The sequence below is a fragment of the Microtetraspora malaysiensis genome (assembly GCF_001528665.1).
Lineage (GTDB): Bacteria > Actinomycetota > Actinomycetes > Streptosporangiales > Streptosporangiaceae > Microtetraspora_A > Microtetraspora_A malaysiensis.
Map to the genome: position 1 here is coordinate 162,368 of NZ_BBYJ01000008.1, position 25,260 is coordinate 187,627.

At 68.2% G+C, this 25,260-nt stretch carries 32 protein-coding genes and 1 tRNA gene; 20 read left to right on the top strand and 13 right to left on the bottom strand.

Features of this window, described 5'->3' with window-relative positions; all coding sequences use genetic code 11:
• Nucleotides 1–275 precede the first annotated feature (275 nt).
• The 7 genes from AWQ71_RS10965 to AWQ71_RS10995 all read left to right on the top strand — a co-directional run bounded on the left by AWQ71_RS10965 (nt 276) and on the right by AWQ71_RS10995 (nt 3,534).
• Complete coding sequence (locus AWQ71_RS10965) at nt 276–470, top strand: DUF1918 domain-containing protein (protein ID WP_067130867.1); 195 nt, start codon at nt 276–278, stop codon at nt 468–470.
• Between the two features lie 9 nt (nt 471–479).
• A complete protein-coding gene (locus AWQ71_RS10970) occupies nt 480–893 on the top strand; it encodes a secondary thiamine-phosphate synthase enzyme YjbQ (protein ID WP_067130870.1) in 414 nt (137 codons plus the stop codon).
• Nucleotides 894–1,025: 132 nt separating this feature from the next.
• Nucleotides 1,026–1,454 carry a DUF3052 domain-containing protein gene (locus AWQ71_RS10975; RefSeq protein ID WP_067130873.1) on the top strand — a complete coding sequence of 143 codons (429 nt, stop codon included), beginning with the start codon at nt 1,026–1,028 and terminating at the stop codon, nt 1,452–1,454.
• Between the two features lie 79 nt (nt 1,455–1,533).
• Complete coding sequence (locus tag AWQ71_RS10980) at nt 1,534–1,989, top strand: peroxiredoxin (RefSeq protein ID WP_067130877.1); 456 nt, start codon at nt 1,534–1,536, stop codon at nt 1,987–1,989.
• Nucleotides 1,990–2,011: 22 nt separating this feature from the next.
• Entirely contained in the window at nt 2,012–2,323 is a 312-nt protein-coding gene (locus tag AWQ71_RS10985) for a hypothetical protein (RefSeq protein WP_067130879.1), read from the top strand.
• A gap of 54 nt (nt 2,324–2,377) precedes the next feature.
• Nucleotides 2,378–3,328, top strand: coding sequence for an ROK family protein (locus tag AWQ71_RS10990; protein WP_084258774.1), 951 nt, complete (start codon nt 2,378–2,380; stop codon nt 3,326–3,328).
• A gap of 131 nt (nt 3,329–3,459) precedes the next feature.
• A tRNA-Val gene (locus AWQ71_RS10995) sits at nt 3,460–3,534 on the top strand.
• A 44-nt stretch (nt 3,535–3,578) separates the two neighbouring features.
• On the opposite strand, the gene AWQ71_RS41505 is transcribed toward AWQ71_RS10995, so the two are convergent.
• A complete protein-coding gene (locus AWQ71_RS41505) occupies nt 3,579–3,737 on the bottom strand; it encodes a hypothetical protein (protein WP_218001756.1) in 159 nt (52 codons plus the stop codon).
• Between the two features lie 128 nt (nt 3,738–3,865).
• Between AWQ71_RS41505 and AWQ71_RS11000 the strand changes: the two genes are divergently transcribed.
• Together AWQ71_RS11000 and AWQ71_RS11005 are read left to right on the top strand one after the other, a co-directional pair.
• Entirely contained in the window at nt 3,866–4,078 is a 213-nt protein-coding gene (locus AWQ71_RS11000; protein WP_067130882.1) for a hypothetical protein, read from the top strand.
• A 396-nt stretch (nt 4,079–4,474) separates the two neighbouring features.
• A complete protein-coding gene (locus tag AWQ71_RS11005) occupies nt 4,475–5,374 on the top strand; it encodes an alpha/beta fold hydrolase (RefSeq protein ID WP_245658236.1) in 900 nt (299 codons plus the stop codon).
• Here AWQ71_RS11005 and AWQ71_RS11010 read toward each other — a convergent pair.
• Nucleotides 5,369–5,647, bottom strand: coding sequence for a hypothetical protein (locus AWQ71_RS11010; protein WP_157570286.1), 279 nt, complete (start codon nt 5,645–5,647; stop codon nt 5,369–5,371). The genes AWQ71_RS11005 and AWQ71_RS11010 overlap by 6 nt on opposite strands.
• Nucleotides 5,648–6,038: 391 nt before the next feature.
• Here AWQ71_RS11010 and AWQ71_RS11015 point away from each other — a divergent pair, with 391 nt between their 5' ends.
• Together AWQ71_RS11015 and AWQ71_RS11020 are read left to right on the top strand one after the other, a co-directional pair.
• Nucleotides 6,039–7,112: a sensor histidine kinase gene (locus AWQ71_RS11015; protein WP_439650366.1), complete on the top strand. Its 1,074-nt coding sequence runs from the start codon at nt 6,039–6,041 to the stop codon at nt 7,110–7,112.
• Nucleotides 7,109–7,765 carry a response regulator gene (locus tag AWQ71_RS11020; RefSeq protein WP_067130895.1) on the top strand — a complete coding sequence of 219 codons (657 nt, stop codon included), beginning with the start codon at nt 7,109–7,111 and terminating at the stop codon, nt 7,763–7,765. Before AWQ71_RS11015 ends, AWQ71_RS11020 begins: the two co-directional genes overlap by 4 nt.
• On the opposite strand, the gene AWQ71_RS11025 is transcribed toward AWQ71_RS11020, so the two are convergent.
• Nucleotides 7,762–8,433, bottom strand: coding sequence for a DUF2306 domain-containing protein (locus AWQ71_RS11025; protein ID WP_084258775.1), 672 nt, complete (start codon nt 8,431–8,433; stop codon nt 7,762–7,764). The genes AWQ71_RS11020 and AWQ71_RS11025 overlap by 4 nt on opposite strands.
• A gap of 171 nt (nt 8,434–8,604) precedes the next feature.
• Here AWQ71_RS11025 and AWQ71_RS11030 point away from each other — a divergent pair, with 171 nt between their 5' ends.
• Nucleotides 8,605–9,591, top strand: coding sequence for an NAD(P)-dependent alcohol dehydrogenase (locus tag AWQ71_RS11030; protein WP_067130898.1), 987 nt, complete (start codon nt 8,605–8,607; stop codon nt 9,589–9,591).
• Nucleotides 9,592–9,971: 380 nt separating this feature from the next.
• The gene (locus tag AWQ71_RS11035) at nt 9,972–10,316 is read left to right on the top strand and encodes a DUF6247 family protein (protein WP_067130901.1); all 345 of its coding nucleotides are present in this window, start codon (nt 9,972–9,974) and stop codon (nt 10,314–10,316) included.
• A gap of 823 nt (nt 10,317–11,139) precedes the next feature.
• On the opposite strand, the gene AWQ71_RS11045 is transcribed toward AWQ71_RS11035, so the two are convergent.
• The 4 genes from AWQ71_RS11045 to AWQ71_RS11055 all read right to left on the bottom strand — a co-directional run bounded on the left by AWQ71_RS11045 (nt 11,140) and on the right by AWQ71_RS11055 (nt 13,524).
• Nucleotides 11,140–11,739 (bottom strand): dihydrofolate reductase family protein, encoded by a 600-nt coding sequence (locus AWQ71_RS11045; protein ID WP_067130907.1) that lies wholly within the window; start codon nt 11,737–11,739, stop codon nt 11,140–11,142.
• Between the two features lie 2 nt (nt 11,740–11,741).
• Nucleotides 11,742–12,578: a metalloregulator ArsR/SmtB family transcription factor gene (locus AWQ71_RS11050; RefSeq protein WP_067130911.1), complete on the bottom strand. Its 837-nt coding sequence runs from the start codon at nt 12,576–12,578 to the stop codon at nt 11,742–11,744.
• Between the two features lie 377 nt (nt 12,579–12,955).
• Nucleotides 12,956–13,108 (bottom strand): hypothetical protein, encoded by a 153-nt coding sequence (locus AWQ71_RS41510; RefSeq protein ID WP_157570287.1) that lies wholly within the window; start codon nt 13,106–13,108, stop codon nt 12,956–12,958.
• Nucleotides 13,108–13,524: a MerR family transcriptional regulator gene (locus AWQ71_RS11055; protein WP_067130914.1), complete on the bottom strand. Its 417-nt coding sequence runs from the start codon at nt 13,522–13,524 to the stop codon at nt 13,108–13,110. The genes AWQ71_RS41510 and AWQ71_RS11055 overlap by 1 nt, the downstream gene beginning before the upstream one ends.
• A gap of 59 nt (nt 13,525–13,583) precedes the next feature.
• Between AWQ71_RS11055 and AWQ71_RS11060 the strand changes: the two genes are divergently transcribed.
• Nucleotides 13,584–14,390: an MBL fold metallo-hydrolase gene (locus tag AWQ71_RS11060; RefSeq protein ID WP_067130917.1), complete on the top strand. Its 807-nt coding sequence runs from the start codon at nt 13,584–13,586 to the stop codon at nt 14,388–14,390.
• 63 nt (nt 14,391–14,453) lie between these two features.
• Here AWQ71_RS11060 and AWQ71_RS11065 read toward each other — a convergent pair whose 3' ends face one another.
• Genes AWQ71_RS11065 through AWQ71_RS11075 form a run of 3 tightly spaced genes read right to left on the bottom strand, consistent with a single transcriptional unit; the run spans nt 14,454 to nt 16,501 of the window.
• Nucleotides 14,454–14,693 carry a helix-turn-helix transcriptional regulator gene (locus tag AWQ71_RS11065; RefSeq protein WP_067130920.1) on the bottom strand — a complete coding sequence of 80 codons (240 nt, stop codon included), beginning with the start codon at nt 14,691–14,693 and terminating at the stop codon, nt 14,454–14,456.
• Between the two features lie 51 nt (nt 14,694–14,744).
• Entirely contained in the window at nt 14,745–15,596 is an 852-nt protein-coding gene (locus tag AWQ71_RS11070; protein ID WP_067130923.1) for an ABC transporter permease, read from the bottom strand.
• The gene (locus AWQ71_RS11075; protein WP_067131549.1) at nt 15,593–16,501 is read right to left on the bottom strand and encodes an ABC transporter ATP-binding protein; all 909 of its coding nucleotides are present in this window, start codon (nt 16,499–16,501) and stop codon (nt 15,593–15,595) included. The genes AWQ71_RS11070 and AWQ71_RS11075 overlap by 4 nt, the downstream gene beginning before the upstream one ends.
• A 692-nt stretch (nt 16,502–17,193) precedes the next feature.
• Between AWQ71_RS11075 and AWQ71_RS11080 the strand changes: the two genes are divergently transcribed.
• From AWQ71_RS11080 to AWQ71_RS11090, 3 genes are all read left to right on the top strand, one after another.
• A complete protein-coding gene (locus AWQ71_RS11080; RefSeq protein ID WP_067130926.1) occupies nt 17,194–17,457 on the top strand; it encodes a hypothetical protein in 264 nt (87 codons plus the stop codon).
• Between the two features lie 181 nt (nt 17,458–17,638).
• Nucleotides 17,639–18,292 (top strand): class I SAM-dependent methyltransferase, encoded by a 654-nt coding sequence (locus tag AWQ71_RS11085; protein ID WP_067130929.1) that lies wholly within the window; start codon nt 17,639–17,641, stop codon nt 18,290–18,292.
• Between the two features lie 341 nt (nt 18,293–18,633).
• On the top strand, nt 18,634–19,326 hold the full coding sequence (locus tag AWQ71_RS11090) for an alpha/beta fold hydrolase (protein WP_067130934.1): 693 nt from the start codon (nt 18,634–18,636) through the stop codon (nt 19,324–19,326).
• Nucleotides 19,327–19,691: 365 nt separating this feature from the next.
• On the opposite strand, the gene AWQ71_RS11095 is transcribed toward AWQ71_RS11090, so the two are convergent.
• Nucleotides 19,692–20,180 (bottom strand): MarR family winged helix-turn-helix transcriptional regulator, encoded by a 489-nt coding sequence (locus AWQ71_RS11095; RefSeq protein ID WP_218001742.1) that lies wholly within the window; start codon nt 20,178–20,180, stop codon nt 19,692–19,694.
• A gap of 71 nt (nt 20,181–20,251) precedes the next feature.
• Between AWQ71_RS11095 and AWQ71_RS11100 the strand changes: the two genes are divergently transcribed.
• Entirely contained in the window at nt 20,252–20,866 is a 615-nt protein-coding gene (locus AWQ71_RS11100) for a TIGR03086 family metal-binding protein (protein WP_067130940.1), read from the top strand.
• Nucleotides 20,863–21,279 (top strand): RidA family protein, encoded by a 417-nt coding sequence (locus tag AWQ71_RS11105; RefSeq protein WP_067130943.1) that lies wholly within the window; start codon nt 20,863–20,865, stop codon nt 21,277–21,279. The genes AWQ71_RS11100 and AWQ71_RS11105 overlap by 4 nt, the downstream gene beginning before the upstream one ends.
• A gap of 59 nt (nt 21,280–21,338) precedes the next feature.
• On the opposite strand, the gene AWQ71_RS11110 is transcribed toward AWQ71_RS11105, so the two are convergent.
• Complete coding sequence (locus AWQ71_RS11110) at nt 21,339–22,610, bottom strand: RNA polymerase sigma factor (RefSeq protein WP_067130946.1); 1,272 nt, start codon at nt 22,608–22,610, stop codon at nt 21,339–21,341.
• Nucleotides 22,611–23,037: 427 nt separating this feature from the next.
• Between AWQ71_RS11110 and AWQ71_RS11115 the strand changes: the two genes are divergently transcribed.
• On the top strand, nt 23,038–23,763 hold the full coding sequence (locus AWQ71_RS11115) for an FHA domain-containing protein (protein ID WP_067130949.1): 726 nt from the start codon (nt 23,038–23,040) through the stop codon (nt 23,761–23,763).
• 13 nt (nt 23,764–23,776) lie between these two features.
• On the opposite strand, the gene AWQ71_RS11120 is transcribed toward AWQ71_RS11115, so the two are convergent.
• On the bottom strand, nt 23,777–25,243 hold the full coding sequence (locus AWQ71_RS11120; RefSeq protein ID WP_067130950.1) for a serine/threonine-protein kinase: 1,467 nt from the start codon (nt 25,241–25,243) through the stop codon (nt 23,777–23,779).
• Nucleotides 25,244–25,260: the final 17 nt, after the last annotated feature.

Sequence of the window (25,260 nt, forward strand, 5' to 3'; positions counted from 1 at the left end):
CCTCCCGATTTCCCCGTGTGGATCGGCGGATCCGCGCCGTTCGATCAGGTGGCTCCCGCGCGCGGGTCGCCGCCCGATTTTTCCTGGTCTTGCGTGGTTCGCCGCGGTCGTTCGGTGTCCGTGGCGTAACCCGCCCGCCATCCGCGCCGTCCGTCGTGATGGGACAGAGTAACGTTTCGGTATGCGTTGTTCCTCCCTCTTGCGGAGGATGGGTTACTCCCCTTCCCTGCGGGCGAAAGCCGTATCAGGCTCTGGAGTGAGAGGGAGGAAACGAGATGCATGCAACCGTGGGTGACCGGCTCCTGGTGCATGGGACCGTCGTGGGAGAGCACGACAAGCGCGGCGAGATCATCGAGGTGCGCGGGCCCGGTGGTGAGCCGCCATACGTCGTCAGATTCGACGACGGACACACCGGCCTGGTGTTCCCCGGCCCGGACGCTGTCGTCGTCCCAGCTCAGCGGGGATCGTAATATCGCGCTGTGAGATCCAGAGAGATCGCGGTGCGGACCGGCGCGCGCGACCGGGTGTACGACATCACCCGTGAATGTGAGGAGTTCGCGCGCGAGTGCGGGGGAGACGGGTTGTTGCATGTCTTCGTGCCGCACGCGACGGCGGGGATCGCCCTCATCGAGCTCGGGTCGGGCAGCGATGAGGACCTTCTCGCCGCGCTCGGCGACCTGCTTCCCGCGGATGACCGGTGGAGGCATGCGCACGGCTCCCGGGGGCATGGAAGATCCCATGTCATGCCCGCGATCATTCCGCCGTATGCGACCATCCCGGTGCTGGACGGGAGGCTCGCGTTGGGCACCTGGCAGTCGGTGTCCCTTGTTGATCTCAACGTGGACAACCCCGACCGGCGTGTTCGTTTATCGTTTTTGTCGGATTTTAGATAACGGTGCGGGTCATCGGTCGTGGCGACCGTTGACGACGGTGGGTCACAGCGTGTGGACTGTGCCGAAGCATGGCTCCCAGAGGAGCCGGACAACCGCATTCAAGGCGGGGTCACCCAAGCAGGAGGGATAAACGTGAGCGCGACCGCGGGTCAGGCGCAGGGCGAGCGCGGCCTGGCCGAACGACTCGGCCTCAAATCCGGTCAGGTGGTGCAGGAGATCGGCTGGGACGAGGACTGCGACGAAGCACTTCGCGAGTCCATCGAAGAGCTGACCGGCAACGAGTTGGTGGACGAGGAGTACGAGGACGTCGTCGATGTGGTGCTGCTGTGGTGGCGCGACGACGACGGTGACCTGTTCGACGCTCTCAGCGACGCCATGACGGCACTCGCCGACGGAGGCCAGATCTGGTTGCTGACGCCGAAGGCGGGCCGGGAGGGCCACGTCGAGCCCAGCGACATCGGTGAGGACGCGACGACCGCCGGCCTCTCCCAGACGAGCAGCATCAGCGCCGCCCGGGACTGGTCCGGAACGCGGCTGGTCACGCCCAAGGCCCGCCGCTGAACTGACGCCGACGCCCTGCCGTACGGCCCGGCGATGCCGTGCGGCAGGATGATGCGCGACCAAGCCAGGGGAGGCACGCATGTCGGTGGAAGTCGGGGAACAGGCTCCGGATTTCGAACTCCAGGACCAGCACGGTGCCCCCGTCCGCCTCGCGAACCTGCGAGGGCGCAACGTGGTGCTCGTCTTCTATCCTCTGGCGTTCACCGGTGTGTGCCACGGTGAGCTGAACGCGATCCGTGACGACCTTCTCCCCGCGGTCGCCGACGACGCCGAGGTGCTGACCGTCTCGGTCGACTCCGTCTTCGCCCACCGCGCCTGGGCCGACCGGGAGGGCTACGCCTTCCCCATGCTCTCGGACTTCTGGCCGCACGGTGAGGTGGCCCGGGCGTACGGTGTGTTCGACGAGGAGAAGGGGGTCGCGAACCGCGGCACCTTCATCATCGACCGTGAGGGCGTCATCCGCTGGAAGGTCGTGAACCCGATCGGGTCGGCGCGTGACGTCACCGAGTACCAGAAGGTGCTCACACATCTGTGACCCTGCCTTACGGGAGGCGAAGATGCCCTGCTTCCGTTGCGGGGCCCGGCAGACCGACCCGGTCCGCGGCGTGAGTCCCTGGAAACGCGGGGTGCGCCACGAGGCGCAGGTCCTGATCTGCCCGGACTGCCAGCGTGCGCACGATCTCGATCTCGACGCGTGCGTCTCGTGTGGTTCCACCGTGTTGATCTGCCGGCTCGGCGAGGTCGAGTGCCGCTCCTGCGGCGCCGTGCGGGTCGCGCGCTCCTGCGAGTCCCTGGTCGTCACGCCCGAATCGCCCGATTTGTCGGCCGAGGTCGAGGCGGCGCTCAACCGGGTTCTCGGCCGATCCTGATCGTCCTCGGGCGTGGATTTGGCGAAAACGTCCTTTGATGACGACGATGTCCGGGTGAGTTACGTGGTTGCCCTCGATGTGGGCGGTACGTCGATGAAGGGCGGGCTCGTCACGCGCTCCGGCGAGGTGACCCCTTTCGCCGGGCACCCGACGGAACGCGAACGTGGGCCGGCCGCCGTGGTCGCCGCCATCCGCGCCTACGTGGGCGAGCTGGCCGGGCACGGGCGCGCCCGCTACGGCGCGGAGCCGTCCGGCGTCGGCCTCGCCGTACCGGGGATCGTGACCTCGTCCACCGCCGTCTACTCCGCCAACATCGGATGGCGGGACGTGCCCGCCGGGGAGTTCGTGCCGGGCGACCTCCCCGCGTGTCTCGGGCACGACGTACGCACCGGAGGGCTGGCCGAGAGCGTCTTCGGTGCCGGCCGCGACACCGCCGACTTCCTCTTCCTCCCCATCGGCACGGGCATCGCGGGCGCCGTCGTCGTACGCGGCGAGCCGTACGGCGGGGTGCACGGATGGGGCGGCGAGATCGGCCACACCACCGTCTGGCCGTCAGGCGAGCTGTGCGCGTGCGGCCAGATCGGCTGCCTGGAGACGTACGCGTCCGCGTCGGCCGTGTCCCGGCGCTACGAGCGGCGCTCCGGCCGCGCGGCCACCGCGAAGCAGGTCGTGACGCTGGCGGCGTCGGGCGACCCCGTCGCGCGCGAGGTGTTCGGCGAGGCGATCGAGGCGCTGGCGATCTCGCTCGCCTCGTACACGCTGCTGCTGGACCCGTCGCTGATCGTCATCGGCGGTGGCCTCGGGGAGGCGGGGGCCGTCCTGTTCGATCCGCTGCGTGAACGGCTCGCCGCGCGGCTCGCCTTCTGCGATCCCCCCGAACTCCGCCCGGCGGCCCTCGGCGTACACGCGGGGATGCTGGGCGCCGCGCTGCTCGGCTGGCAGGCCGCCGGCGAGCCCGGCGTGGGCGCCGACTGGACGCCGGAGACGTTGCTCGGAGCACATTAGCCCTACCGTGGCGCGACGGCCCGGCGACGGCGCAGGCGCTCCGGCGTCGCCGGGCCGTACGCGAAGGGGAACGGACCGATCTCCCGATGTGCTGAAAGGCGCCCTGGTGTCGTAAGGTGTAGTCCAGTCTGGGGCGGTTAGCTCAGCGGTAGAGCACTCGCCTTACAAGCGAGGGGTCACTGGTTCGAACCCAGTACCGCCCACCAGTGAAAACGCCCCGTCTCCGATCAAGGAAACGGGGCGTGAGTGACTAAGCCATGAAGATGTCATCCATGGCCTCAGCGCCCTGCATGAGCACAGGGCGGATCTGCTTGCGGTAGACGGTCTCCGTGACGACCGTGTTGCGGTGGCCGACGAGAGGATCGGCCGATCTCGGCCAGATGAATCGACGGCTCAGGATGCCGTGCACGGGCCAGCAGGTAGTGACCGCTGATCCGCTTGGCCGCCATCTGCGGCGCGCATCCGCATCACCCTCTCAGAGATCGGGTTCGTGATGTACCCGGGATCGAGGCACAGTTCGGGGACGAACACATCGCCATGAGGGTCTTCCGGCTCGACTCCGAGATGCTCGTGACGCCGCACCTGGCCAAGCTGGTCGGGCATGACTCGCCGATGCCGCACCTGCGCCACTACCAGGACGACGGGCTCTTCGACCGGTTCGATTACCACGCCTCCGAGTTGTGGAGCAACGGCCGCGACGGATGGGCCGAGGAGCCGAAGGGCCGCGCGGAGAGTGCGAGTTCTGGGTGACCGACGGAGCGGCGACAACCACGGACGAGGCCGGACACCCGTGGACGCTCCGGCCGACTGTATGGGCGCTGGAAAACCAGCCACCGGTCACGTTTCCGCGTCCGTCGAATGTCCCGTTCGTTGTAGGGGCTCAGAGGGGTCCGGAAGGATTCGCTGGCACACGTATGGCGGAGTTGAAGGTGGCAAGGACGTGGCCGTGCACTCGTACCCCAACGTGAACGGTTGAAGACCCGGCAGAAGTGGAGTGTGATGAACCGCGTGATGCTCAGCAGGGGGACCATCGTCAAGACGTTGGCCGGGTTGGTCATGGGCGTGAGCGCCGGGCTGGCCGCGAGTGCCCTCTACCAGGCTCGCGGGGCACGGCGTGATCGCCACCGCTTTCCTCCGCCTGGACGAATGGTTGACATCGGCGGACGTCGGATTCACCTGTGGACCGCGGGCACCGGCTCGCCCACCGTGGTGATAGTGCCCGGGTTGGGTGAGCCAGGGTTGAACTGGTCCGCGCTCCTGCCAGAGCTGGCGGCGGAGTCGTCCGTTGTGCTGTATGACCGCGCTGGGCTCGGGTGGAGCGACCCGTCCCCGTGGGCTGGTTCCGCGTTGAGTGCGGCTCGCGATCTGCGGCGAGCCCTGGACGGCGCTGGGATCGCCCCGCCGTACGTTTTGGTCGGTCATTCGGCCGGGGGATACATCGTCAGGCTGTTCGCAGCCGAGCAGCCTGACGCCGTGGCGGCGGTCGTCCTCGTCGATTCCAGCCACCCCGAGCAGGTCCAGCGGCTACCTCGGTCAAGAGTCAGCATGGCCCTGAGCATCCTGCGCTCGCGCCTGACGCCGCTCGCGCTTCGGCGCCTGGCCTTCGACACCGGGTGGAGCGAGCAGGCTCGCCGCGAAGCCGACGCCCGGCGCCTACCGTCAGAGTTCGTCTCCACCAGGATCGCGTTCGACCTCAGTGATCGGCAACGCCGCACGGCACTTCGCGAGATGGCGGCTGCGGTCACCATCAGCCCCGTACAGGTCCGCCGCCGAGCAGCCAGCCTGTGGGCGATACCCCTCACGGTGGTGTCCTCCAGCCGCGACGATCCCCTGTGCACGGACGCGACGGCCATAGCCGAACGGCGGCGTTTCTACTCCGTCTGGCATCCGCTGCAGGTCGATCTGTTGCGGCTGTCCTCGAACGCCGTGCACGTCGTCGCCGAGCGTGCGGGGCACCAGGTCCACAGACACCGGCCGGACCTCGTCGTTGGACTCATCGTCGATCACATCCGTCGCGTCCAGGCCAAGGCCCGGATGACCTCATGACTGGTGCGTCGCTCTGGGCGTGCGGCCAGAGCGAAAGCGATGACCGTGGCGCCGCCACCAGGCGCGCAGCCAGAGCAGTTGAACCGTGGCCAGAAGAGCCAGGACCGCCGTCGCGTCGAGGCTGTGCGAGGAGGTCAAAGCCCGAGCCGAACGGAGTACCAAGGTTGCTGCCACCGGAAGGGTGATCGTCACGAAAACGGTCAGGCAGGCGATCGTGCCGCCGCCGAGCACCACCCCGTAGACGATCAGCCAGCGGCGCTCACGACGGCTCACCTCCGCGATGGGGTCAGGGGCGCACCGTCCTATCAGCCACGCGAGCGGGCGCCGAGCGTAGGCGGTGGTGTCGAGACCGCGAGGCATAAGAACCGATCCTGCCTGAGCCGCCGCCTCAGGTCGATCCGCAGGTAAAGCCCCCTGCGGCGACTTGTGAAGCAGTACAGGCTGAACGGCTACCGCAGCATCCTGGGCTTCGTCACCCTCCTCCTCCAGCAAACGGGTTAATCCACTTTTGGGACGCCGTCCGCGACGACTACCGATCCGGTGAGCGAAATGTCTCGTACTTTGGGCTGATTGCGGGTGGTGGGGACTCTCGTACCATGACTTCGTGCACGGCCTTATTCGCTCCGTGTGGTGTGAGCCCCGTTCCCCCAACGCACCGCGTCGGGTGTGGCGAGACTGGGTGCTCGTGGGGGTGTTGCTGCCGGTCGCGCTGCTCGAAGGAGTGGTGCGGCCGGACATGCCCGCACGGGTCATTTCGGTGAGCCTCGCGGTCGGGCTGGTGCCCACCTTGTTGTGGCGCCGCACCCAGCCGCTGTTGATGGTCGTGACCGCGTTCGGCGTGTCGGGTGTGGCCCAGGTGCTGACGGGTGGTGACTCGCCCGAGTCCAACACCATGATTTATCTGCTTCTCCTGCCCTATGCGCTGTTCCGGTGGGGGTCCGGGCGAGAGGCGATCATCGGGTTGACGATCATTCTCGCCAAAGCCACGTTCTCCATGGTTGTGGACTATCCCGGTCCCGCCGACACCGCCGCCGCCTTCGCCGTCGTATTCTCGGTGGTCGCCGTGGGAGCGGCGTTCCGGTACCGGACGAGGGCGCGGACGCGGGAGCTTGACCAGGTCAAACTACTCGAACGTGAGCAACTGGCCCGAGATCTGCATGACACCGTCGCCCATCACGTCTCGGCGATGGCGATCCGGGCGCAGGCGGGGTTGGCGACGGCCGCGTTGCGGCCGGACGCCGCCACCGAGGCGTTGCAGGTGATCGAGGCCGAGGCGGCCCAGGCGCTTGCCGAGATGCGTGCCATGGTTCACGTCCTCCGCCGGAACGTGCCCGCGGACCTGGCGCCTGGGCGGAGCATCGCCGATCTCTCCCAGCTCGAAAGCCCGGGACAATCCGGCCCGTCCGTCCAGGTGGAGATCGAGGGCGACACCGCCGGCCTCTCCCCTTCCGTCGAGGCCGCGATCTACCGCCTCGCCCAGGAGTCGGTCACCAACGCGCGGCGCCACGCGCGGCACGCCACGCGCGTCCTGGTTCGGGTCAGCGCCGACGCCAGGTCGGTCCGTCTGTACGTGAGCGATGACGGCGATCCCGTTCGCCCCGCGGGGACACCCGGTTACGGGATCACCGGCATGATCGAACGGGCTGATCTCCTCGGGGGCACCTGTGCGGCGGGCCCCAATCCCGACCGGGGATGGAGCGTCACCGCCGTGCTGCCGCGTACCGGGGTGGCCAGGTGAGCATCCGGGTGCTGGTCGCCGATGACCAGGAGATCGTCCGTACCGGACTGGTGATGATCCTCAACGCTCAACCGGGGATCGAGGTGGTCGGCGACGCCGCCGACGGGCGGCGAGCGGTCGAACTCGCCCGACGGCTTCGACCGGATGTGTGCCTTTTCGACATCCGGATGCCCGTGCTCAACGGCATCGAGGCCACCCGGATGCTCGCCGGGCCCACCGTCGACGACCCACTCGCCGTCGTGGTCATCACCACCTTCGACCTCGACGAGTACGTCTACGCGGCGTTGCGCGCGGGAGCCCGGGGGTTCCTGCTGAAGAACGCCGGCGCCGAGCTGCTCTCCCAGGCCGTTCACGCCGCGGCGGCCGGTGACGCCCTCATCGCTCCGAGCGTCACCGGCCGCCTGCTCACCGCCTTCGCCCACGCCGGGCCTGCCGCGCCGCCGGTCCGTCCCATCGAGGCGCTCACCGAGCGTGAGGAGCAGATTCTCGTCACGGTGGCCCGGGGGCGTACCAACAGTGAGATCGCTGACGAACTTCACATCTCACTCAGCACCGTCAAGACCCATATCGCCAGCCTGATGGCCAAGCTTGGCGCCCGGAACCGGGTGGAAATCGCCATGTGGGCGTATGAGACCCGTCGGGTCAGGAACTAGGGTCTGCGGATGATCCACTCGGCCACGGCGAGGTTGATGATCCATCCGGCGGCCACGAGCAGGGCCCTGGGGATCTCGCCGAGGGGGCCGACGAGGAGCATCCAGGGGAGCTGGGTGAACGCCTGGGTGCCTGCGGCCATGCCGATCGCGTAGGCGCGGATCATCCAGGCGTGGTGGCGGCGGAAATCTCTCCGCCGGATCGCGGCGAAGCCGAGCACGAGGGAGGCCGCCATCGCCGTGCCGAACACGAGCCGGAACACCGTGAGGAGATCGCCGTCGCCTTCCGGGCGGGGATAGAACACGGTCATCCACAGGCCGGAGAGTGCGGCGACAAGTCCGCATACAACGAGAGTCCGTCCTGCCATGCGGTGCCAGCCCGGCCTCCGACGACGGAACCTCTTCGCGAACTGGAAGGCGCCCACAATGCCGTAGAGCGACGCTCCGATGATGTGTAACACCACGGGTAGCGGTGTCGCGAAGAATCGCGCGTTGGCGGGGGTGATCGCCGCGCCACCTGCCAATTCCCCCACACGCAGCGCACCGGCGACCACCGGAATCACGCTGAGCATGATCAGGCCGGTGGGCCCCATCCATCCGGGGACTTTGGCGCCCCGTCCGCCCGGCTGTACCTTCTGGAGCTTGGTGCCCCTCACACTGCTTTCGGTCATGAGGGGATCGTGGCTTCTTCGCCCATGTCTGCTCATCACACGAACGGTCCGATTCAGGTCAGCCGATCATCCAGCGATCAGGCGTACTTTCGGCTGATCCGGCGGCCTGGCCGCGTTTCTTAGCCTTTTGGCTGCCTCCGCACTCGCATTGACTCGCATAAGGAGATGGCGATGAAGGCGTTCGTCTCACGCTCGTACGGGCCACCCGATGTCCTGACGCTTATCGAAATCCCCGTCCCCGTTCCTCGCGACGACGAGGTCCTGGTCCGGGTACGTGCCAGCTCCGTCAATCCGTACGACTGGCATAACATGCGCGGCGAACCGTACCTGGCCCGCCTGATGCCCGGCGGCCTCGCGCTCCGAACCCCCCAGGTCACCATCCTGGGCGCAGACATCTCCGGCCAGGTCGAATCCGTCGGCAGAAACGTCACGGAATTCCGCCCCGGCGACGAGGTCTTCGCCGTCATCAGCGGTGGCGGCTTCGCCGAATATGTCTGCGTCCGCGAATCCGACCTGGCCCCGAAGCCGGAGAGCCTCTCGTACGAGGAGGCCGCCGCGGTTCCCATGGCCGCCAACACCGCTCTCCTCGCCCTGCGCGACGAGGGTCATATCCTGCCGGGCCAGCGTGTTCTCATCAACGGCGCGTCCGGTGGGGTCGGCACGTTCGCCGTACAACTGGCCCGCGCCCTCGGCACCGAGGTCACCGGCGTCTGCAGCGCTCGGAACGTGGACCTGGTCCATTCCCTCGGCGCGACCAAGGTCATCGACTACACCACCCAGGATTTCACTCGCGAGACCCAGCGCTACGACCTGTTCCTGGACATCGCCGGAAGCCGACCGGTCTCCGTCTCCCGACGCACCCTGCGCCCCGAGGGGGCCTACGTGGTGGTCGGCGGCCCGCCCGGTCGCTGGATACAACCCATGGGCCATGTGCTCTCCGCCCTGTCGGTATCCCGCTTCGTCGGCCAGCGGATATCGGTGGCAGACGCCCTCAAGTGCCCCAGCCCCAAACAGAACCTGCAGACGTTGAGCGCATTCCTGAACGACAAACGAGTGATCCCGATCATCGACCGCCACTACCCCTTCGAAGAAGTCCCCAGGGCAATCGGCTACCTGGAGGAGGGCCATGCCCCCGGCAAGGTCGTCATCTCCTTCTGAGCGGCGCCCCTCACCGGAGGCGTCCCACACGTGACGCACCATGGCCTACAGCAGGTACGGAGCCGACGAGGGCCCGGTCAAGGCGATACAAGGTGTCAGGTGCCGCTCCCCTTCCGATACCGGTTCTGCTTGCTACCGGTGATCGAGTCGGCCGAGATCCGGGCCTCTGAGGGCTTGATCACCGTGCCGTCAGCATGCCATTAGGCCAGGCCGAGTAGCGGGCGAAGGTAAGAGCTGTATGAGGTTGGCCCGCAGGTCAGACGCCCACAGTGCGATCAGCGGTTTCCATCGAACTGGAGCAACCCCGCCCAGGCCAAACCACGTTTGGGAGTCATGCGATCGGCTGGGCCGCATCGAGTGCCTGTACGTACACTGACGGCATGAGTGCGCAACCGCAGGAGTCCACTCCTGAAGGGCACCTGCCGGAGAAGAACCTGCGCGCCATCCGCAGAGCGTTGGTCGTTCCGCAGGACCGAGACGGGTTCGACGCTGGTCTTGACGTCGTCCTGGCGCAGGTCCGCGCCAGTTTGGACCTCGGTCGGCTGAGCGAGTTCATCCACTCCTGGTGGCTGATCGCGTGCGACTCCGTCAAAGATCCGCAGGGCCGCAGAGACCTCTACGAGCGGGCCGCCCGTGTCCAGGAACTGGCCGACGTTGGCGAGCCGATCCCTCGGGGCGACAAGACGTGGCGCGAACTGCTCGCTGAGCGCGGGGTCGAGCGGTAGGTGTACTCGATCGTTGAGCCCGATCCTGTCGCTCAAGAACAGATCGCTGCCCTCCCCGACGATGCCTTGCGATATCTAGCCGGAGCGCTGGATCTGATTGAGCTGGAGCCTTGGGCCGGCGGACCACAGTCGCCAAGCAAGCTCGACGGGAACATGCGGGTCATGCCGTTCGGAGAGTGTGGGCTCGTGACCTATCTCGTATTGGATCCTCAGCGCGAGGTGTATGTCGTCCGCGTGCAGTGGATCTAACCTTCCGTCTGCTCGCAGGCGTGGCTGTACTGGGTGACTATCTGGGAGACAAGCGCCATGGACGAGCCTGGACGGTGGTGGACCGTCGTGGACTGCATGGCCAGGTCAGGGCGGGTGCCGGTGCTGGTTCCGCCCCTTCCTGGGTTGACCTACGAGCGAGGGGTCACTGGTTCGAACCCAGTACCGCCCACCAGCGAGAAGAGCCCTGTCTTCCACCTGTCGAAACGGGGCTCGTGCCATTAGCCGTGCCATTGGCCGATGCGGGCGATCTCGCTCAGAGATCACTCGCCTTGGTCGGCAGGACTTCTGTGACCTTTCCGTTCATAGCGTTCGCGATCTTGCGGTCAGCCTCCGCCGTGCGTAGATCATCGCGGTGCGGACGGAGTCGTGCCCCATCCGCTCCATGAGATCCCGAAGCGTCGCGCCCGGACCGGCGGCGATCCTGTTGCCGGTGCGCCGGAGATCATGGAAGTGCGGGCCGGCGAAACCGATCTTCTTCGTGTTCTTCGCCCAGCCGGCGGCTTTCAGAGTGGCCTCCGGCCATCACGCGAATTTGATCGCCGGACGCCAGGGACTAGCGGACGCGGTCGTAGACCATGGCGATCTCGCCCAGCTCGCCGGTCTCCTGGTGTGTGAGCGTCCACTTCGAAGCCGGCAGGCCGTCGTCGAACAGTCGCTGCCCACCTCCGGCGATCTCTGGGGTGATCATGAGATACAGCCGGTCGAGCAGGTCCGCCGAGAGGAGCGCCTTGATGATGCTGGCGCTGCTGTTGACGAGAATGTCGCCCTCACCGGTGGTCTTGAGGTCGGTGACGACGTCCGCAGCGGGGCCGTTCACGAGGCGGGTGCGTTCCCACGGCGCCTCGGTCAAGGTGGTCGAGAGGACCACCTTTTCCGTGTCGACCAGCCACTTCGCGTATCCGCGATCACGTGGATCGGCGTTCTCGTCTTCGGCGACCGTCGGCCAGAACCCCAGGAACCCCTCGGCATTGAGCCGGCCGAGCAGCGCCGTCGTCGCGCCCTCCCAGATCCGGGTGAGGTGATCTCGCGCGACCTCGGTGGTCGCGTACGGGACGATCGCGCCCAGATCGCCGGGCCCGCCGGGGCCGTTGTAGCGCCCGTCGAGGGTGAGGCTGATGTTCGCGGTCACCCTGCGTCCGGTCGGGTTGGTCATGGCTATGCTTCCTTTTCCTTGGTTCGCGCTGCCTTGGTAGTGCGCTGAGATGTGCCGATGGCGTCGGCGAGGTTGTCGAGCACCTGGCCCCAGCCGGTTACGATCCCGGCGATGTAGGGAACGGCCTCGATGGTCGTTTCGGTGATACGCAGGCCAAGCCGCAGCTGGGTGCCGTCCGGGACCACGGCGAGGGCCAGGTCGTAGCGGCCGGTGAACGAGACCGCCCCCGCCGCGTTCAGCACCGAAAGGTCGAACACGAGGTGCTCAGGTTCCTTCGCGGCGTGGACCCGCCCCTCGGAGCGGTATCGCCCCTCGGCATCGCGATACTCCAGGACAGCGCGACCACCCGGCTTCGGCTCAAGGGCGCAGTCGGTGACCGTCATCGACTGCGGGGCCCACCAGGACGCAAGAAGGTCCGGGGCGACCCAATACCGCCAGACGACGTCCGGGGGCACGGCCAGCACGCGCTCGAACGAGAAGGTGCGCCCGTCGGCCCACCGTTCCCGGTCCGCGACCGCGGACTCCGCTTCGATGGCGGCGCGGTAACGCGCGATGACGTCTCGCTCGTTCTCATGCGCCTCGATGGTCTCGACCAGTTCCCGCAGGCGGCGCTCGAGGGCCTTCAGCGGCGCCGCCTCGACCGCGTAGACGCGACGTTGCCCGAGCGGGAAGACCGTGACGAGACCGGCACGGGCGAGGGTCTGGAGGTGCTTGGTGGTCTGCGGCTGCCGTAAGCCGGTCAGCTCAGCCAGTTCGCCGACAGACCGGGGCCGCTCGGCAAGAACTTCGACGATGCGCCACCGCGCGCCGTCTCCAAGTGCTGATGCGAACTGATCCACGAGCCGAAGTATTCGGTACGAAGAATATTCTTGTCAAGGAATGCTTCGCGGGGTTGGATCTGCTGTGGATGGCTACGCCACACCGCGACAGCGTGCACTTCGCCGCAGGGATCGCTCTGCACTGCAGCAGCCTGCTCGTCCCCGACATCGCCGCCGCTGTCTACCGGCCACGTGCTCGACACCGGCGACGGACGCCTCGCCCAACTGTGCGTGTGCATCCAACTCCGCCCCCACCTCGGCATCGGCGCCCTCGACCCTGCACCACACGGACGCGCCGTAGCGGGCCGAGGTTCCTTCCTTGCCTCGGGTGGGGATCTCCGCCAAGTGATCGCCGAAAGTCGAGGATGGATGGACGGCTGTTGGCTCGACCGCTCCGATCAGCGGATGCCGGGAATGCCGGGAATGCCCACCTTGGCCGCGAACTCGGCGGTGAAGACCACCATGACATCGTCGGTGCCCAGGTGAAAGGCCTCGCCTGGTGGATAGGCCAGTAGGCCGAGGCGGCGGGGCGGCGCTCTGCGGCTCCGCATCAATGGGAAGAGGCGGTCGATTCAGTTCGGGCGTTCCACACGGCTCGCTTGAAGTCGGGACATTCCGTCAGCGGCTCGTGGTCACAGGTCGCGGCGTGGTCGAGAGCGTCGCGCAACCGGATCAACTGGGCGATGCGCTGGTTCAACTCCCCGGCTTTGACCGCCATCTTTTCGCGTACCTCCTGGTCGCCGGGGCCGGCTCCCAGAAATGAGCCGATTTCGGCGATTCCGAAGCCGGCACTGCGAGCGCACATGATCAGCCCGAGGCGTTCCAGTACCTCGGGTCGGTAGGCGCGGCGCAGACCGTTGCGGCCGGTGCTGGAGATGAGGCCCTTGCGCTCGTAGAACCGCAGCGCCGAAGGGGCCAGCCCGGTGCGCTCGGCTATCTCGCCGATATCCAGCAGTGTCTCGTCCACCCCGGTGGCTTCCTTGTCTCCTTGACTTGAATCGCGGTTCAAGTTGCAGTCTAGGGCGCATGAAGATCCATCACCTGAACGTCGGGTCACTGAGGGAGATCGAGGCGACCTACAGCGCCCTCACTCCGATGCCGATCGTGTGCCACGCTCTGCTGCTCGAAACCGATGACGCCGGCCTCGTGCTGGTGGAGACCGGCCTCGGACTGGACGATGTCCGACGGCCCGAGGAGTCGCTGGCCGCCGACTGGGTCGCGCTGACCGAACCGCTTCTGGACCCAGATGAGACCGCCGTCCGTCAGATCATCCGTCTAGGGCATGACCCCGCGGATGTTCGCGACATCGTGGTCACGCATCTGGATGTGGACCACTCCGGCGGGCTGCCCGACTTCCCGCAGGCGAGGGTTCATGTGGTGGAAGCCGAATACAGGTCCGCGCTGGCCGAGGCCCCGAGCCGCCGCTACCGCCCCGCCCACTGGGCGCACGATCCGCACTGGATCACCTACGGCAGCGACGGCGGTCAGGACTGGTTCGGGTTCCCCGGGGCGCGTCCGCTGGAGGGGCTGCCGCCGGAGATCCTCTTGGTGCCGCTCGGCGGTCACAGCGCCGGTCATGCCGGAGTGGCCGTACGGCATGATGACCAATGGCTGCTGCACGCGGGCGACGCCTACTTCTACCACCGGGAACTGGACGGTGACACCCCGCACGGGCATCCGCTCATGGACATCGTGCAGCATGAATCGCAGGTCGACCGAGCGGGCCGCCTCGACACCCAAGCCCGGCTGCGCGCGCTCGTGCGCGAACACGGGGATGAGGTGACCGTCGTGTCCGCACATGATCCCTGGGAGTTCGACCGCGTCCGACCATGAGCTTCGGGCGCATCCGGATGGTGGCCGCGCGATGAGACCGCGATCGAGGTGTGGACGCGCCTGTCATACGCCGCGCTCTGCGGCCCCGATACGAGGGAACGGGGCGGTGGAGAAGACGACCTCCACCGGGACCTCGAAGTACGCGGCGATTCTCAGGGCCAGGTGCAGGCTGGGGCTGTACTCCCCGCGCTCCAGGTAGCCCACCGTCTGGTAGTGGACCCCGAGGGCTTCGGCGAGTTGCCTGCGGGAGATCCCGCGTTCCGCGCGCAGCATGGCGATGCGGTTGTAGATCACCTCGCTCATGGCGTTCGTCTTTCTCGTGCGGTTCAGCGGGTTCCGGTATGTGCGGCGGCGTCACGACAGGCGTTGCATGGCCTTCTCGCGACGGGCCGCCACTTTCGACCCGGACTCGCGACGCGCCATCCGGCGCAGCACCATCGGCGCCACCACCAGTCCGGCGACGGCCCAGGCCCCGAGGACTCCGACGGTCTCCAGGTGACGCCAGGAGCCGCCGATCTCCACGGCCGCCATTGTGTCGGGGAGCAGTGCCGAGCGCATCCCGAGCCCCAGCCAGTAGATCGGGAAAGCCTGTCCGATCCACTGCAACCACTCCGGGAACTGGGTTATCGGATAGAAGATGCCTGAGGTGGCGGTGAGGCCCATGATGGGCAGCATGAGCAGCCCTGAGCTGCGGGGGTTGGAGAACAGGGATCCTGTGATCGCGCCGATCGGCATGGTCGCCACCAGGCCCAACAGCAGCACCCACGCCAGGGTCACCCACGAGCCGAGACTGCCTGTCGCCAGGCCGTCGAAGATGAACAGGCCGGGGATCAGTACGATGGCCTGCGCGATCAGGGTCATCCCGGACACCCGGACGATCTTGCCGATGAGGTAGCCCAGCATCCCGTTGGGGATCGCCTTGACACGCAGCAGGGTGCCATCATCGCGGTCGATGGCGAGCAACTGTGTCACAGTCATCAGCCCGCCGGAGGCGACGCCCATGCCGAGTACGCTCGGCAAGGTCATGGACCCCAGGGAGAAGTTCGTGCCCGCGACCGTCGAGCCCCGCATGAACAGCATGGCGACCAGCAGGATCGCTGAGAAGAACAGGTTGGACCCGATGTCCTGAGGGCTGGTGAGGCTCTGCTTGAGCTCGAGCAGACCGCGCTTCAGCCCTGCTCGTACGGCGATCGATGTCGCGTTCATCGGGCCACCACCTCGTCGCTCCCGGAGCGCTCCTGGACTCCGAAAGGATGCGCGGCCACATTCCGGCCGGCTTCGTGCTCACGCACCAGGGCCATGTAGGTGTCCTCCAGGCTGGCCCGGCGCACCTCCAGGTCGGAGATGGCATCGCCATGCTGCTTGAACAGCTCGTGAACGAACCGCGTGGCCTCGACCGTCGTATGCACGAAACGCCCGCCGTCGTGGCTCCACCGTACCTCCGCCTCCGTCGGCATCTGCCGTGACAGTTCGTCGGCCGAACCGTCGGCGATGATCGACCCTCCGGCCAGGATCAGGATGCGGTCGGCCAGTTTCTCGGCCTCGTCCAGATCGTGCGTGGTGAGCAGGATCGTGGTGTCGCCGCTGTCGGAGAGACGATGCACAAGGTCGTGGAACTCCCGCCGCGCCTCCGGGTCGAACCCGACGGTGGGCTCGTCGAGGAAAAGCAGCTCCGGGCGGCCCACGATGCCGATCGCCACATCGAGCCGGCGCCGCTGACCGCCGGACAGCTGCCCGACCTTCTTTTTCACGTGCTCGGTCAGCCCGACCGCGCTGACAAGCTCGTCGACGTCCCATGGACGGCGGATCCGCTCCGTGGAGTAGGGCACGTAGTAGGAGGCGAGGTGCGCGAGCAGCTCGCCCACCCTCCATCTGGCGTGATCGCGCCAGGACTGCAGCACCACGCCGAGCCGCGCCCGCCATCGCTCGTCACCGTGGGCCGGGTCCACACCGAGCACCTCGACGTGTCCGGCTGACCGCATCCGGAAACCTTCCAGGATCTCGATCGTCGTCGTCTTGCCCGCCCCGTTCGGCCCGAGCAGGGCGAGCACCTCACCGCGGCGCGCCCCGAAGGTGACCCCACTGAGCACGTCAGCTGTGCCGTATCGCATCCGCAGGTCGCGGACATCGAGCACGGTGTTCTCGTCGGGCGGCCTGGCGTTCAGTACCGATGCGGCTGATTCGCTCACGACTGTCACAGCCCACCTTCCTGTCTAAGTCTTCATAAGAAATGTAGCAGGAGTGCTACGAATGGCAATACTTGTACTGACTGTGGAGGTCGCCTGGCGCGACGGCCCCTCAGGTGGATAGCCGCGTCGGCGTGTTCGCCGAGCGTGCGGGGGTCGATCGCGCTCGGCGACTACCGGCCGGGCGGGAACGACATCGATTTCGTCGCGGTGGCCGGCGGGCGGCCAGGCGTGGAGGTCCTCCGCAGGGTGCGCGGCGAGTTGGAGGCGCGCCACGCGAAGCCGTTCTTTAGCGGGCTGTACGTCACGTGGGACGACCTGCAGCACGGCAAAAGGCCATGGTGCTGGAGAGGAGGTGACGTCAAGCAAGCCGTCGCGGCCGGCGTGGGCCCGTCGGTGCGGCCATGGCGGGACGACCGGTGGTGCGCCTTGAGCGCGGAGAATGGGGCCGGCCCGGCACGGCGGCTGAGCGGTTCGCCGATGTCCCGCCAAGCCTCGTCAACCTTGTCCGACGGTAACGGATCCAGGCCCTTGCATACTTTCGTCTATACGGAGAGTAATTATTCGATGACATACTGTGCAGGTCCTTGGAGGTTCTCCCCGGAGGAAGACATCCCATGATCAAGCCGGTACTGAAGGCCCTGCCCGCGGCGCTCGCGGCGGTTGCCCTGTTCGCCACCCCCGCCGTTCTCTCCGCCCCCGCGCACGCCGCCACCGCGTCGACCGGCCGGCTGCCCGCCGGGGACGACGTCTACCGCGACTGGTTCACCAGCCACTCCAACTGCGTCTCCGCCGGTCAGGGCGGGATCGACCGAGGCCACTGGGGGCACTACACCTGCTCGGAAGGCGACTGGTTCTGGCACCTGTGGACCGACCGCTGACTCCTTGCGTGCGGCCATGTCGTGTGAGGCGCTGACCGGCCCCCGGCCGGTCGCCGCCGCGGCGTGACCCGTCGGCGGGGGCCCGGGCCGTACGGCCCCGCCGACGATCGCACCTCGTCGAGCGCTGCACGGCCATGGCAGGATGAGCGGCTTCAGCCGAGCGCCCAGAGAGGCATCTGCCGTGTCCGACTTTGACAGCCAGGTTTCCTACTGGGATGCCGTCGCGGCCACGAAGACGTTCACTCATCCGCTCCATCTGCCTTGGCTCGACGGGGTCAGCGCAAACGCTGCGATCCTCGACTACGGATGCGGATACGGCCGCACCATGGAGGAGCTCGAACAGCGCGGCTTTCACAATCTCACGGGCGCGGACACCTCGCCAGAAATGATCAAACGGGCCCGCGGTCTGCACCCTGCCATGCGCTTCGCGATCTTGGATGCACCACCCGTTTCGCCCTACCCGGACGCGAGCTTTGACGCGGTCCTGCTTTTCGCCGTGCTGACCTGCGTCCCCAGCGGTGAAGCCCAGCACCGGTTGATCTCCGAGCTGAACCGCATCCTCAAGCCCGGCGGGATCCTCTACGTCAGCGATCTTCTGCTGCAGGACGACGAACGCAACCGCAGCCGGTACGACCGGTATGTGCAGGAGTACGGCTGCTATGGCGTGTTCGAAACAGGCGACGGCGCCGTCTGCCGCCATCACTCTCGCGAGTGGCTCTCCGACCTGCTCGCCGAATTCGAACCCATCGATGCCCGAACCATCACGGTGTCCACCATGAATGGGCACGAGTCAACCGGGATCCAGATCCTCACGCGTAAGCCGATGGCGGCGTAAACACGGCTCAGATCCGCAGGTGTTGACAATTACTCGTCCTCCTGAACGGAGAGCGGTCGGCGACCCGGTTTGACGGCAATAGCCTCCAAGCGTGGACATACCGTTTGATCTCGATCGCGCGCTGGGGTCCCTGTACGCGGCCTTCTCTCCGTATCCGCTTCCGGAGAAAGTGGAAGTCTGTTACCACTGCGTGTCACCTGAAGATGTCCGGGCGGCGCGCTCCGCGCCCATTCGGATGCTTAGCGCGTCACGTCGGATCCATCGGGTGGATGCGGCGGGTCGGCGGCCGGGTGCGGTGACGGGGGGCGGAAACTGTCGGCCGGCTTCGCTAGGTTTCCGCCATGGCGGAATTCGTATTGGTTGCCGGGGCGTGGCTGGGAGCGTGGGCCTGGGACGAGGTGGTGCCGGAGCTGCGTGCGGCGGGCCACGGCGCTCACCCGTTGACGCTCTCCGGCCTCGCCGAGAAGCGGGGCGTGCCGGCCGGCCAGCAGACCCACGTCCAGGACATCGTCGATCTGGTCGAACGGCTCGACCTGCGTGAGGTCGTCGTGGCCGGGCACAGCTACTCGGGCATCCCGGTGGGGCAGGCCGCGGAGCGGATCGGGGACCGGCTGACCCGCGTGGTTTTCGTGGACTCGAACGTTCCGAGGCCCGGGGCGGCGTTCGTCACCCACCCGTACGGCCGGGTGGTGGTGGAGTCGATCGCCGAAAATCAGGGGTTCTGGCCGCCGCTGGCCGCGGCGGACTACGACGGCCAGGGGCTCACCGGCGAACAGATCGCCCGGATCGTGGCCAGGTCGACGCCGCACCCGGGGGCGTCGTTGACCGAGGCGGCCGTGCTGGAACGGCCGCTTGGTGAGCTGCCGGCGACCTACATCAAGTGCCTGCTCGACGGCGACAAGCCGACCGAGGACGTGGTCGAGTTGCTGACCAGTGAGAACTGGCGGCTCGTCGAGATGGACACCGGCCACTGGCCGATGTTCTCCCAGCCGCGCGAGCTCGCGCGGATCCTGCTCGACGCCGCCGCCACGTGAGTACGCGCTCGTAACGACCTGCCGACAGCGGCCGGACGGACTCTCACTCCGCTGGGAACTCTCGCCGGTGCGCTGCGGCTCGGTCAGAGTGCGCTGTCCGGATCGTGACTCCTCATCACGCCGAAGTAGGCTTCGGGCCCCCCTTCCATGTGCTCGGGCAGTTCGTCCAGTGACGGCACCGAACTCCAGGCATGCGTTCTCGACCACATCAGAACCCAGCGAGTTGGACTCCCGCATAGCCGACCTCACCCGGGCCCGTTCGGCTCTGGGCGACCTCCTTGACGCCTCCACCCGAGCACTCGCCCACGTCTGAACCGGCTGTGTCGTCTCGCTGGTAGATGTCCGCCCGGGGCGGTGGTGGAAGATCAGCGGTTGTGAGTCGCGTTCGATCGTTGAGTGGGGCGCCGATCGAGCGGAGTCCTCTCGATGATCTCTTCGCGGGGCAGTCGGTAGAGCGTCTGCAGGGCGCGGAGGAAGCCGTGACGGTCTGCCTCGGGCAGGCGCGCGAGCAGGCGCTCCTCGTTGGCCTGGATCTCGGCCCGCACCGATCCGCGCACCTCGCGGCCTTCATCGGTGATCGTGAGGATCCGCGCGCGGCGGTCCCGAGGGTCCGGTTCGCGGGTGATCAGCCCGGTTGCCTGCAGTCTGTCGAGGGTGCTGATGATGCGGGTCTTGTCGGCGCCGATCGCTTCGGCGAGAGCGGCCTGGGTGCGTACCGAACCGTCATCCAGGGCGCCCAGTACGGCGTAGCCCCACATGGAGACGCCATGCGCCGCCAGCACCGGTAGTTCCGCCGCGATGAGCGACTGCAGAAGAGGATACAGCATCTCAGCGATGTCGCGGCGGCCCGTCACGGGTCCAAGATACCCACTTGACGAGATCATAAGCATATGCAGATCATATGCGAATGCACATGAATGAGTTGATGGAAAAAGCCGATCTTGTCGCCCTCGACGCGCAGGCCGTCCGTGCCAGCGTCGAGGTGGCGGCGCAAGTGCGGCCCGCAGACCTGTCCCGTCCGACGCCCTGCCTCGGATGGACCGTGTACGGCCTGCTCGCGCACATGGCCGCACAGCACTACGGCTTCGCCGCGGCGTCCGGGGGAGACGGCGATCTCGCCCGGTGGAAGCTGCGTTCTCTCGGCGACTACCCCGTGGCGAGCTATCGGATCGCAGCCGAGCACGTCATGGCGGCCTTCGCCGTCGACGGCGTGCTGGAGCGCATGTTCCCGCTGCCCGAGGTGAGAAGCGGGAGCGTCTTCCCCGGGACACAGGCGATCAGCTTTCACTTCATCGACTACGTGGTGCATTCCTGGGATCTCGCCAAGGCGCTGGGGACCGAGGTCGTGTTCCCGCCGGACCTGCTGGACGTGGCTCTCGCCGTGGCGGAAGCCGTACCCGGCGGCACGGCGCGCGAACAGCCCGGGGCGGCCTTCGCGCCGCCGCTCACGTGCTCGGGCGGGTCACGTCTGGATGAGATCGTCGCAATCCTGGGCCGCTCACCGAGCTGGCCCGAATCTCCGAGAAGGAGCACGATATGAGCAGCAGCGTCAGATTGATCCGCAATCACCAGCTCACGCAGCAGGTGGACTACGCCTATGCCGCGGTCGCCGACGCGCCGGTGCGTTCCATCTGGGTGGCCGGCGCATGCCCCCTTGATCTCAACGGCGAGACCGTCGCGGTCGGCGACTACGCCGGCCAGGCGCACCAGGTGATGCGCAACCTCGTAACCGCGCTGGAAGGGGCGGGCGCGTCACTGACCGATGTCGCCAAGACCACCGTCTACGTGGCCTCCTCCCGGCAGAGCGACCTGGTCACGGCGTGGGAGGTGTACCGGGAGTACATGGGCGAGCATGACGTGCCCAGCACGTTGCTCGGCGTGACCGTGCTCGGCTACAAAGACCAGCTCGTCGAAGTGGAAGCCGTCGCCGTACTCCCAGGTGCGCGCGACTGACTCCGAGGAGACAGAACCCCCGCCGAAGTCACCCGGAGCGGCTTCGCGCGCCCGGACCCTCACGTGTCGAGCTGCTCGCCTGGCGGGGACGCGGTCCGAGCGGTGAGCCGGGCGGCGCGGGTGGTCAGGTAGTCGCGCTCGGGGATGCTGGTCGTCCGGCCCGCCGCCGTACGGTAGTCCTCGATGGCCGCCCGGCGGTCGCCGGCCATCTCCAGCAGGTGGGCCCGGGCAGCGTGGAAGCGATGGTTCCCGGCGAGGCGGCCGTCGAGCGCCTTGAGCAGGTCCAGACCGGTGGCGGGGCCGTGGACCATGGCGGCGGCGACCGCGCGGTTGAGCGACACCACCGGGTTGTCGGACATCCGCTCCAGCAGGCCGTACAGCGCCAGGATCTGCGGCCAGTCGGTCTCCTCGGCCGTCGCCGCCTCGCTGTGCAGCGCGGCGATCGCCGCCTGCAACTGGTACGGCCCGACCGAACCTCTGGCCAGGGTGCGGGTGATGAGCGCGACGCCTTCGGCGATGGCGCGGCCGTCCCAGAGACTCCGGTCCTGGTCGGCGAGCGGGACGGGCATCCCCGACCCGTCGGTGCGGGCGGGGCGGCGGGCGTCGGTGAGCAGCATCAGCGCGAGCAGCCCGGCCACCTCGCAGTCGTGGGGGAGCAGCCGATGGGTCAGCCGGGCCAGCCGGATGGCCTCCCGGGAGAGCTCCACGCGGTGCACGTCGGGGCCCGCGCTGCTGGCGTACCCCTCGTTGAAGATGAGGTACAGCACATGCAGCACCGAACCGAGCCGGGTCGCCCGCTCTCCGGGCGGAGGCATCCGGAACGGCACGCCGGACGCCTTGATGCGCTGCTTGGCCCGGCTGATCCGCTGGGCCATGGTGGCCTCGGGCACCATGAACGCCCGGGCGATCTCGGCCGTGGTGAGGCCGCTCACGGAGCGCAGGGTGAGGGCGATCGCCGACGCCGGGGTCAGCGCGGGGTGGCAGCACAGGAACAGCATGATCAGCGTGTCGTCCCGCTCCGTTTCGAGCGCCTCCTCGGCGGAGGGCGCGGTGAGCCGTTCCGGGGGATCCTGGGCGGCCACCAGTTCCTCGCGGCGACGCCGCGCCTGCTCGTTGCGCACCTGGTCGACCATCCGGCGGTAGGCGACCTGGACGAGCCAGCCCCGCGGGTTGTCCGGAACGCCCTGCGCGGGCCACTGGGCGACGGCGTCCAGCATCGACTCCTGCACCGCGTCCTCGGTGGCGTCGAAGTCTCCGAAGCGGCGGGTGAGGAGGCCGACGACCTGCGGAGCGAGTTCGCGGAGCAGGTCGTCGACGGCGGGCGTGCTCACCGGCTCACCCCGGCTGTCCGGCCACCGGCGCCGGGTACGACCGTCGTCCCCATCGGGAGGACGACCGAGGCCGTGGACAACGCACCGGTGGACGGCGTATCCACGGACGTCGCCCCTGTGGACGTCGTGGTCGCCGGCGCCGCCTGGGAGGCCGGCGCTCCTGCCAGTGTCAGGAACGGCATCGCGGCCCCCGCCGCCGCTCGCCCGGCTCTCGCTCGCGCTGAGAACATTTCCACCTCCTTACGCCGCCGGATTCCCCGGCGGATGCCGGATTTTCGACGTGCCGGAAATCCACGGGCGGCGATTGCGGTTATCCGCCGCGCGTCCGTGTTTTCCGGACCATTGACATCGTCTGACGTGATCGCGAATTTGCTAACCTCGAAGATTCAAGGGTGTCGTCGTCATCCGTGCGGAGGACCCAGAGGAAATGCGGACGATCCTCCTTCAGGCTGAAGCCCCCGGGCCCGAATCGTCCACTCTGGAGGTCCCTCCCGGTCGTGAGGTCAGCTTCGGTCGCGGTGACCGATCCGCTCACGTCGACTTCCCGCTGCACCATCCCGGGGTCTCGCGGCGGGCAGGGGCGATCAGGGCGGTAGATGACTACTGGCTGCTGACCAACCTCAGCCGCACCGCCACCCTCGTGGTGGAGAACCCCGAAGGCGGCGGCGAGTTCCTCAAGGTGGCTCCCGGGCGGGCCGCGGCGCCCGTGCCGTTCGAGTTCGCCCGCGTGGTGCTGCCGGTCGCGGACCGGTCGTGCTCGTTCCTGGTGTTCGCCTCACAGCACAGCTACATCGACTTCGACGCGCCGAAGAGCACCGCGGGGGAGCCGACGCTGTCGGCGTTCGCCGTGGACGAGACGGCGAAGTACTTCCTGGTGCTGGTCGCGCTGTGCGAGCCGCGGCTGCGGGACTGCTCGTCTCCGGTCATCCCCACGGTGCCCGAGGTGCTGGACCGCCTGCGGCGCGCTCCCGGCGGCGTGGAGCTGACCCGGCCCGCCGTCAACTTCCACATCGACTATCTGGCCAGGACCAAACTGCGCGTCAAGGAGGCGTCGGGCGTGCGGAAGGCCGACTGGCAGCGGGCCGCCCTGGTGTCCGTCGCGCTCCGGTTCGACCTCGTCACCGAGGACCACCTGGCGCTGCTCGACGGCTGAGCGCGCGCACGGTTCACGGCTGATAGTCGGCGCGGAAGCGGCGCACCCGGTCCACATACGGCTGGAAGCGGGCCGGTACGCCGTTCCCCTGGCGGATCACGTCGTCGGAGGAGCGGAAGGCCGCCGCCCCCAGCAGACCCTGGTCCCCGGGCACCCCGGCCAGCAGCGGCAGCCGTACGCACAGGTAGCGGCCGACGGCGGGGATGGAGTCCTCGGGGGGCAGCGGAGGCGTCGGGATCTCATCCCGTCTGTCCACCGGAAGGTAGAAGCGCATCACGGACGGTGTCCACCGGGCGAGGCCGTACTCGTCCTTGGCCGGATCGGACAGGTCGGGGTTGAAGCCGCTCTCCGCCTTCAGGATCGCGGCGACGAGCGCCGGGGTCAGGCCGGGCTCGCCGCACGAGGTGCCGGCCTGCACGATCAGCCCGCGATATTCGCGCGGGATGTCGGAGTCGGTGCGCAGCCAGCGCGCGTAGGGGTCGGGCCGGTGGTCCACGGCCGTCGAGCCCGAGCCGCACGCGAGCGTGAGGAGAGCGGCGGCGGCCATCCCCGAGACGGCGCGTGTCCGGGTCCGCCCCGGCGCGCGTACGGTGCCGGCGAGCACGCGGGCCCGCTGCAGTTGGCGCGCCGCCTCGGGCCGGGACCTCGGGCGGGGCGACAGACAGTCGCCGATCCAGCTCCGCCAGGCGTCCGGCAACGAGGAGGGAAGCGCCAGGGGCCGCTCGCCGGCCGCGTACTCGGCGGCGGCGACGTAACGCGCGCGGGCCGTGGGGGCGCTGAAGGGCAGATGGCCGGTGAGCAGCTGGCAGGCCGTCACGCCGAGCGCCCAGATGTCGGCCGAGGTCCGTACGGCGTAGCCGCGCTCGGTCAGCGGCTCACTCCAGCGCTCCGGGGGCACGTGGTCGATCGACCCCGCGGGAGGAAGGTAGCCGTGAGTCCCGTCGATCTCCGTGGCCAGACCGAAGTCGGCGAGCCGGATGGAGCCGTCCGCCATCATGAGCACGTTGCTCGGTTTGAGGTCGCCGTGCATCCAGCCTTCGGCGTGCAGGTGTGCCAGTCCCTCGCAGATCTCCGTGATCAGTCTCGGCGCGCCGGGAACGGGAGTCCCCGGCGCCCCCGCGCGGAGCAGGTCGGCCAGCGATCCTTCGGCGAGCTCCATGACCAGGACGCAGGCGCCGTCGAGTTCCGGATCGCCCGCGTCCTCCACGACGAGCGTTTCGCTGACCTGGACGATGCGCGGATGCCGGAGCGTGTGGTGGAGGCGGATCTCCCGCTGGGTCATGTCCCGCAGGTGCCGCAGCTGGCGGCGGGTGACGGTGCCGGTGGGGAGGAACTTCAGCGCCGCGGGCGCCGCGTCGCCGCTCACCGGCCGTGCCTCGTAGACGCTGGCCCAGCTGCCGGAGGCGATGGGCCGGGTCACCCGCCAGTCGCCGACCCGGTACCCCGTCGGCACACTGACCGCCCAGCCCTCGGTGTCCATGTGGCGTCCCCATCTTC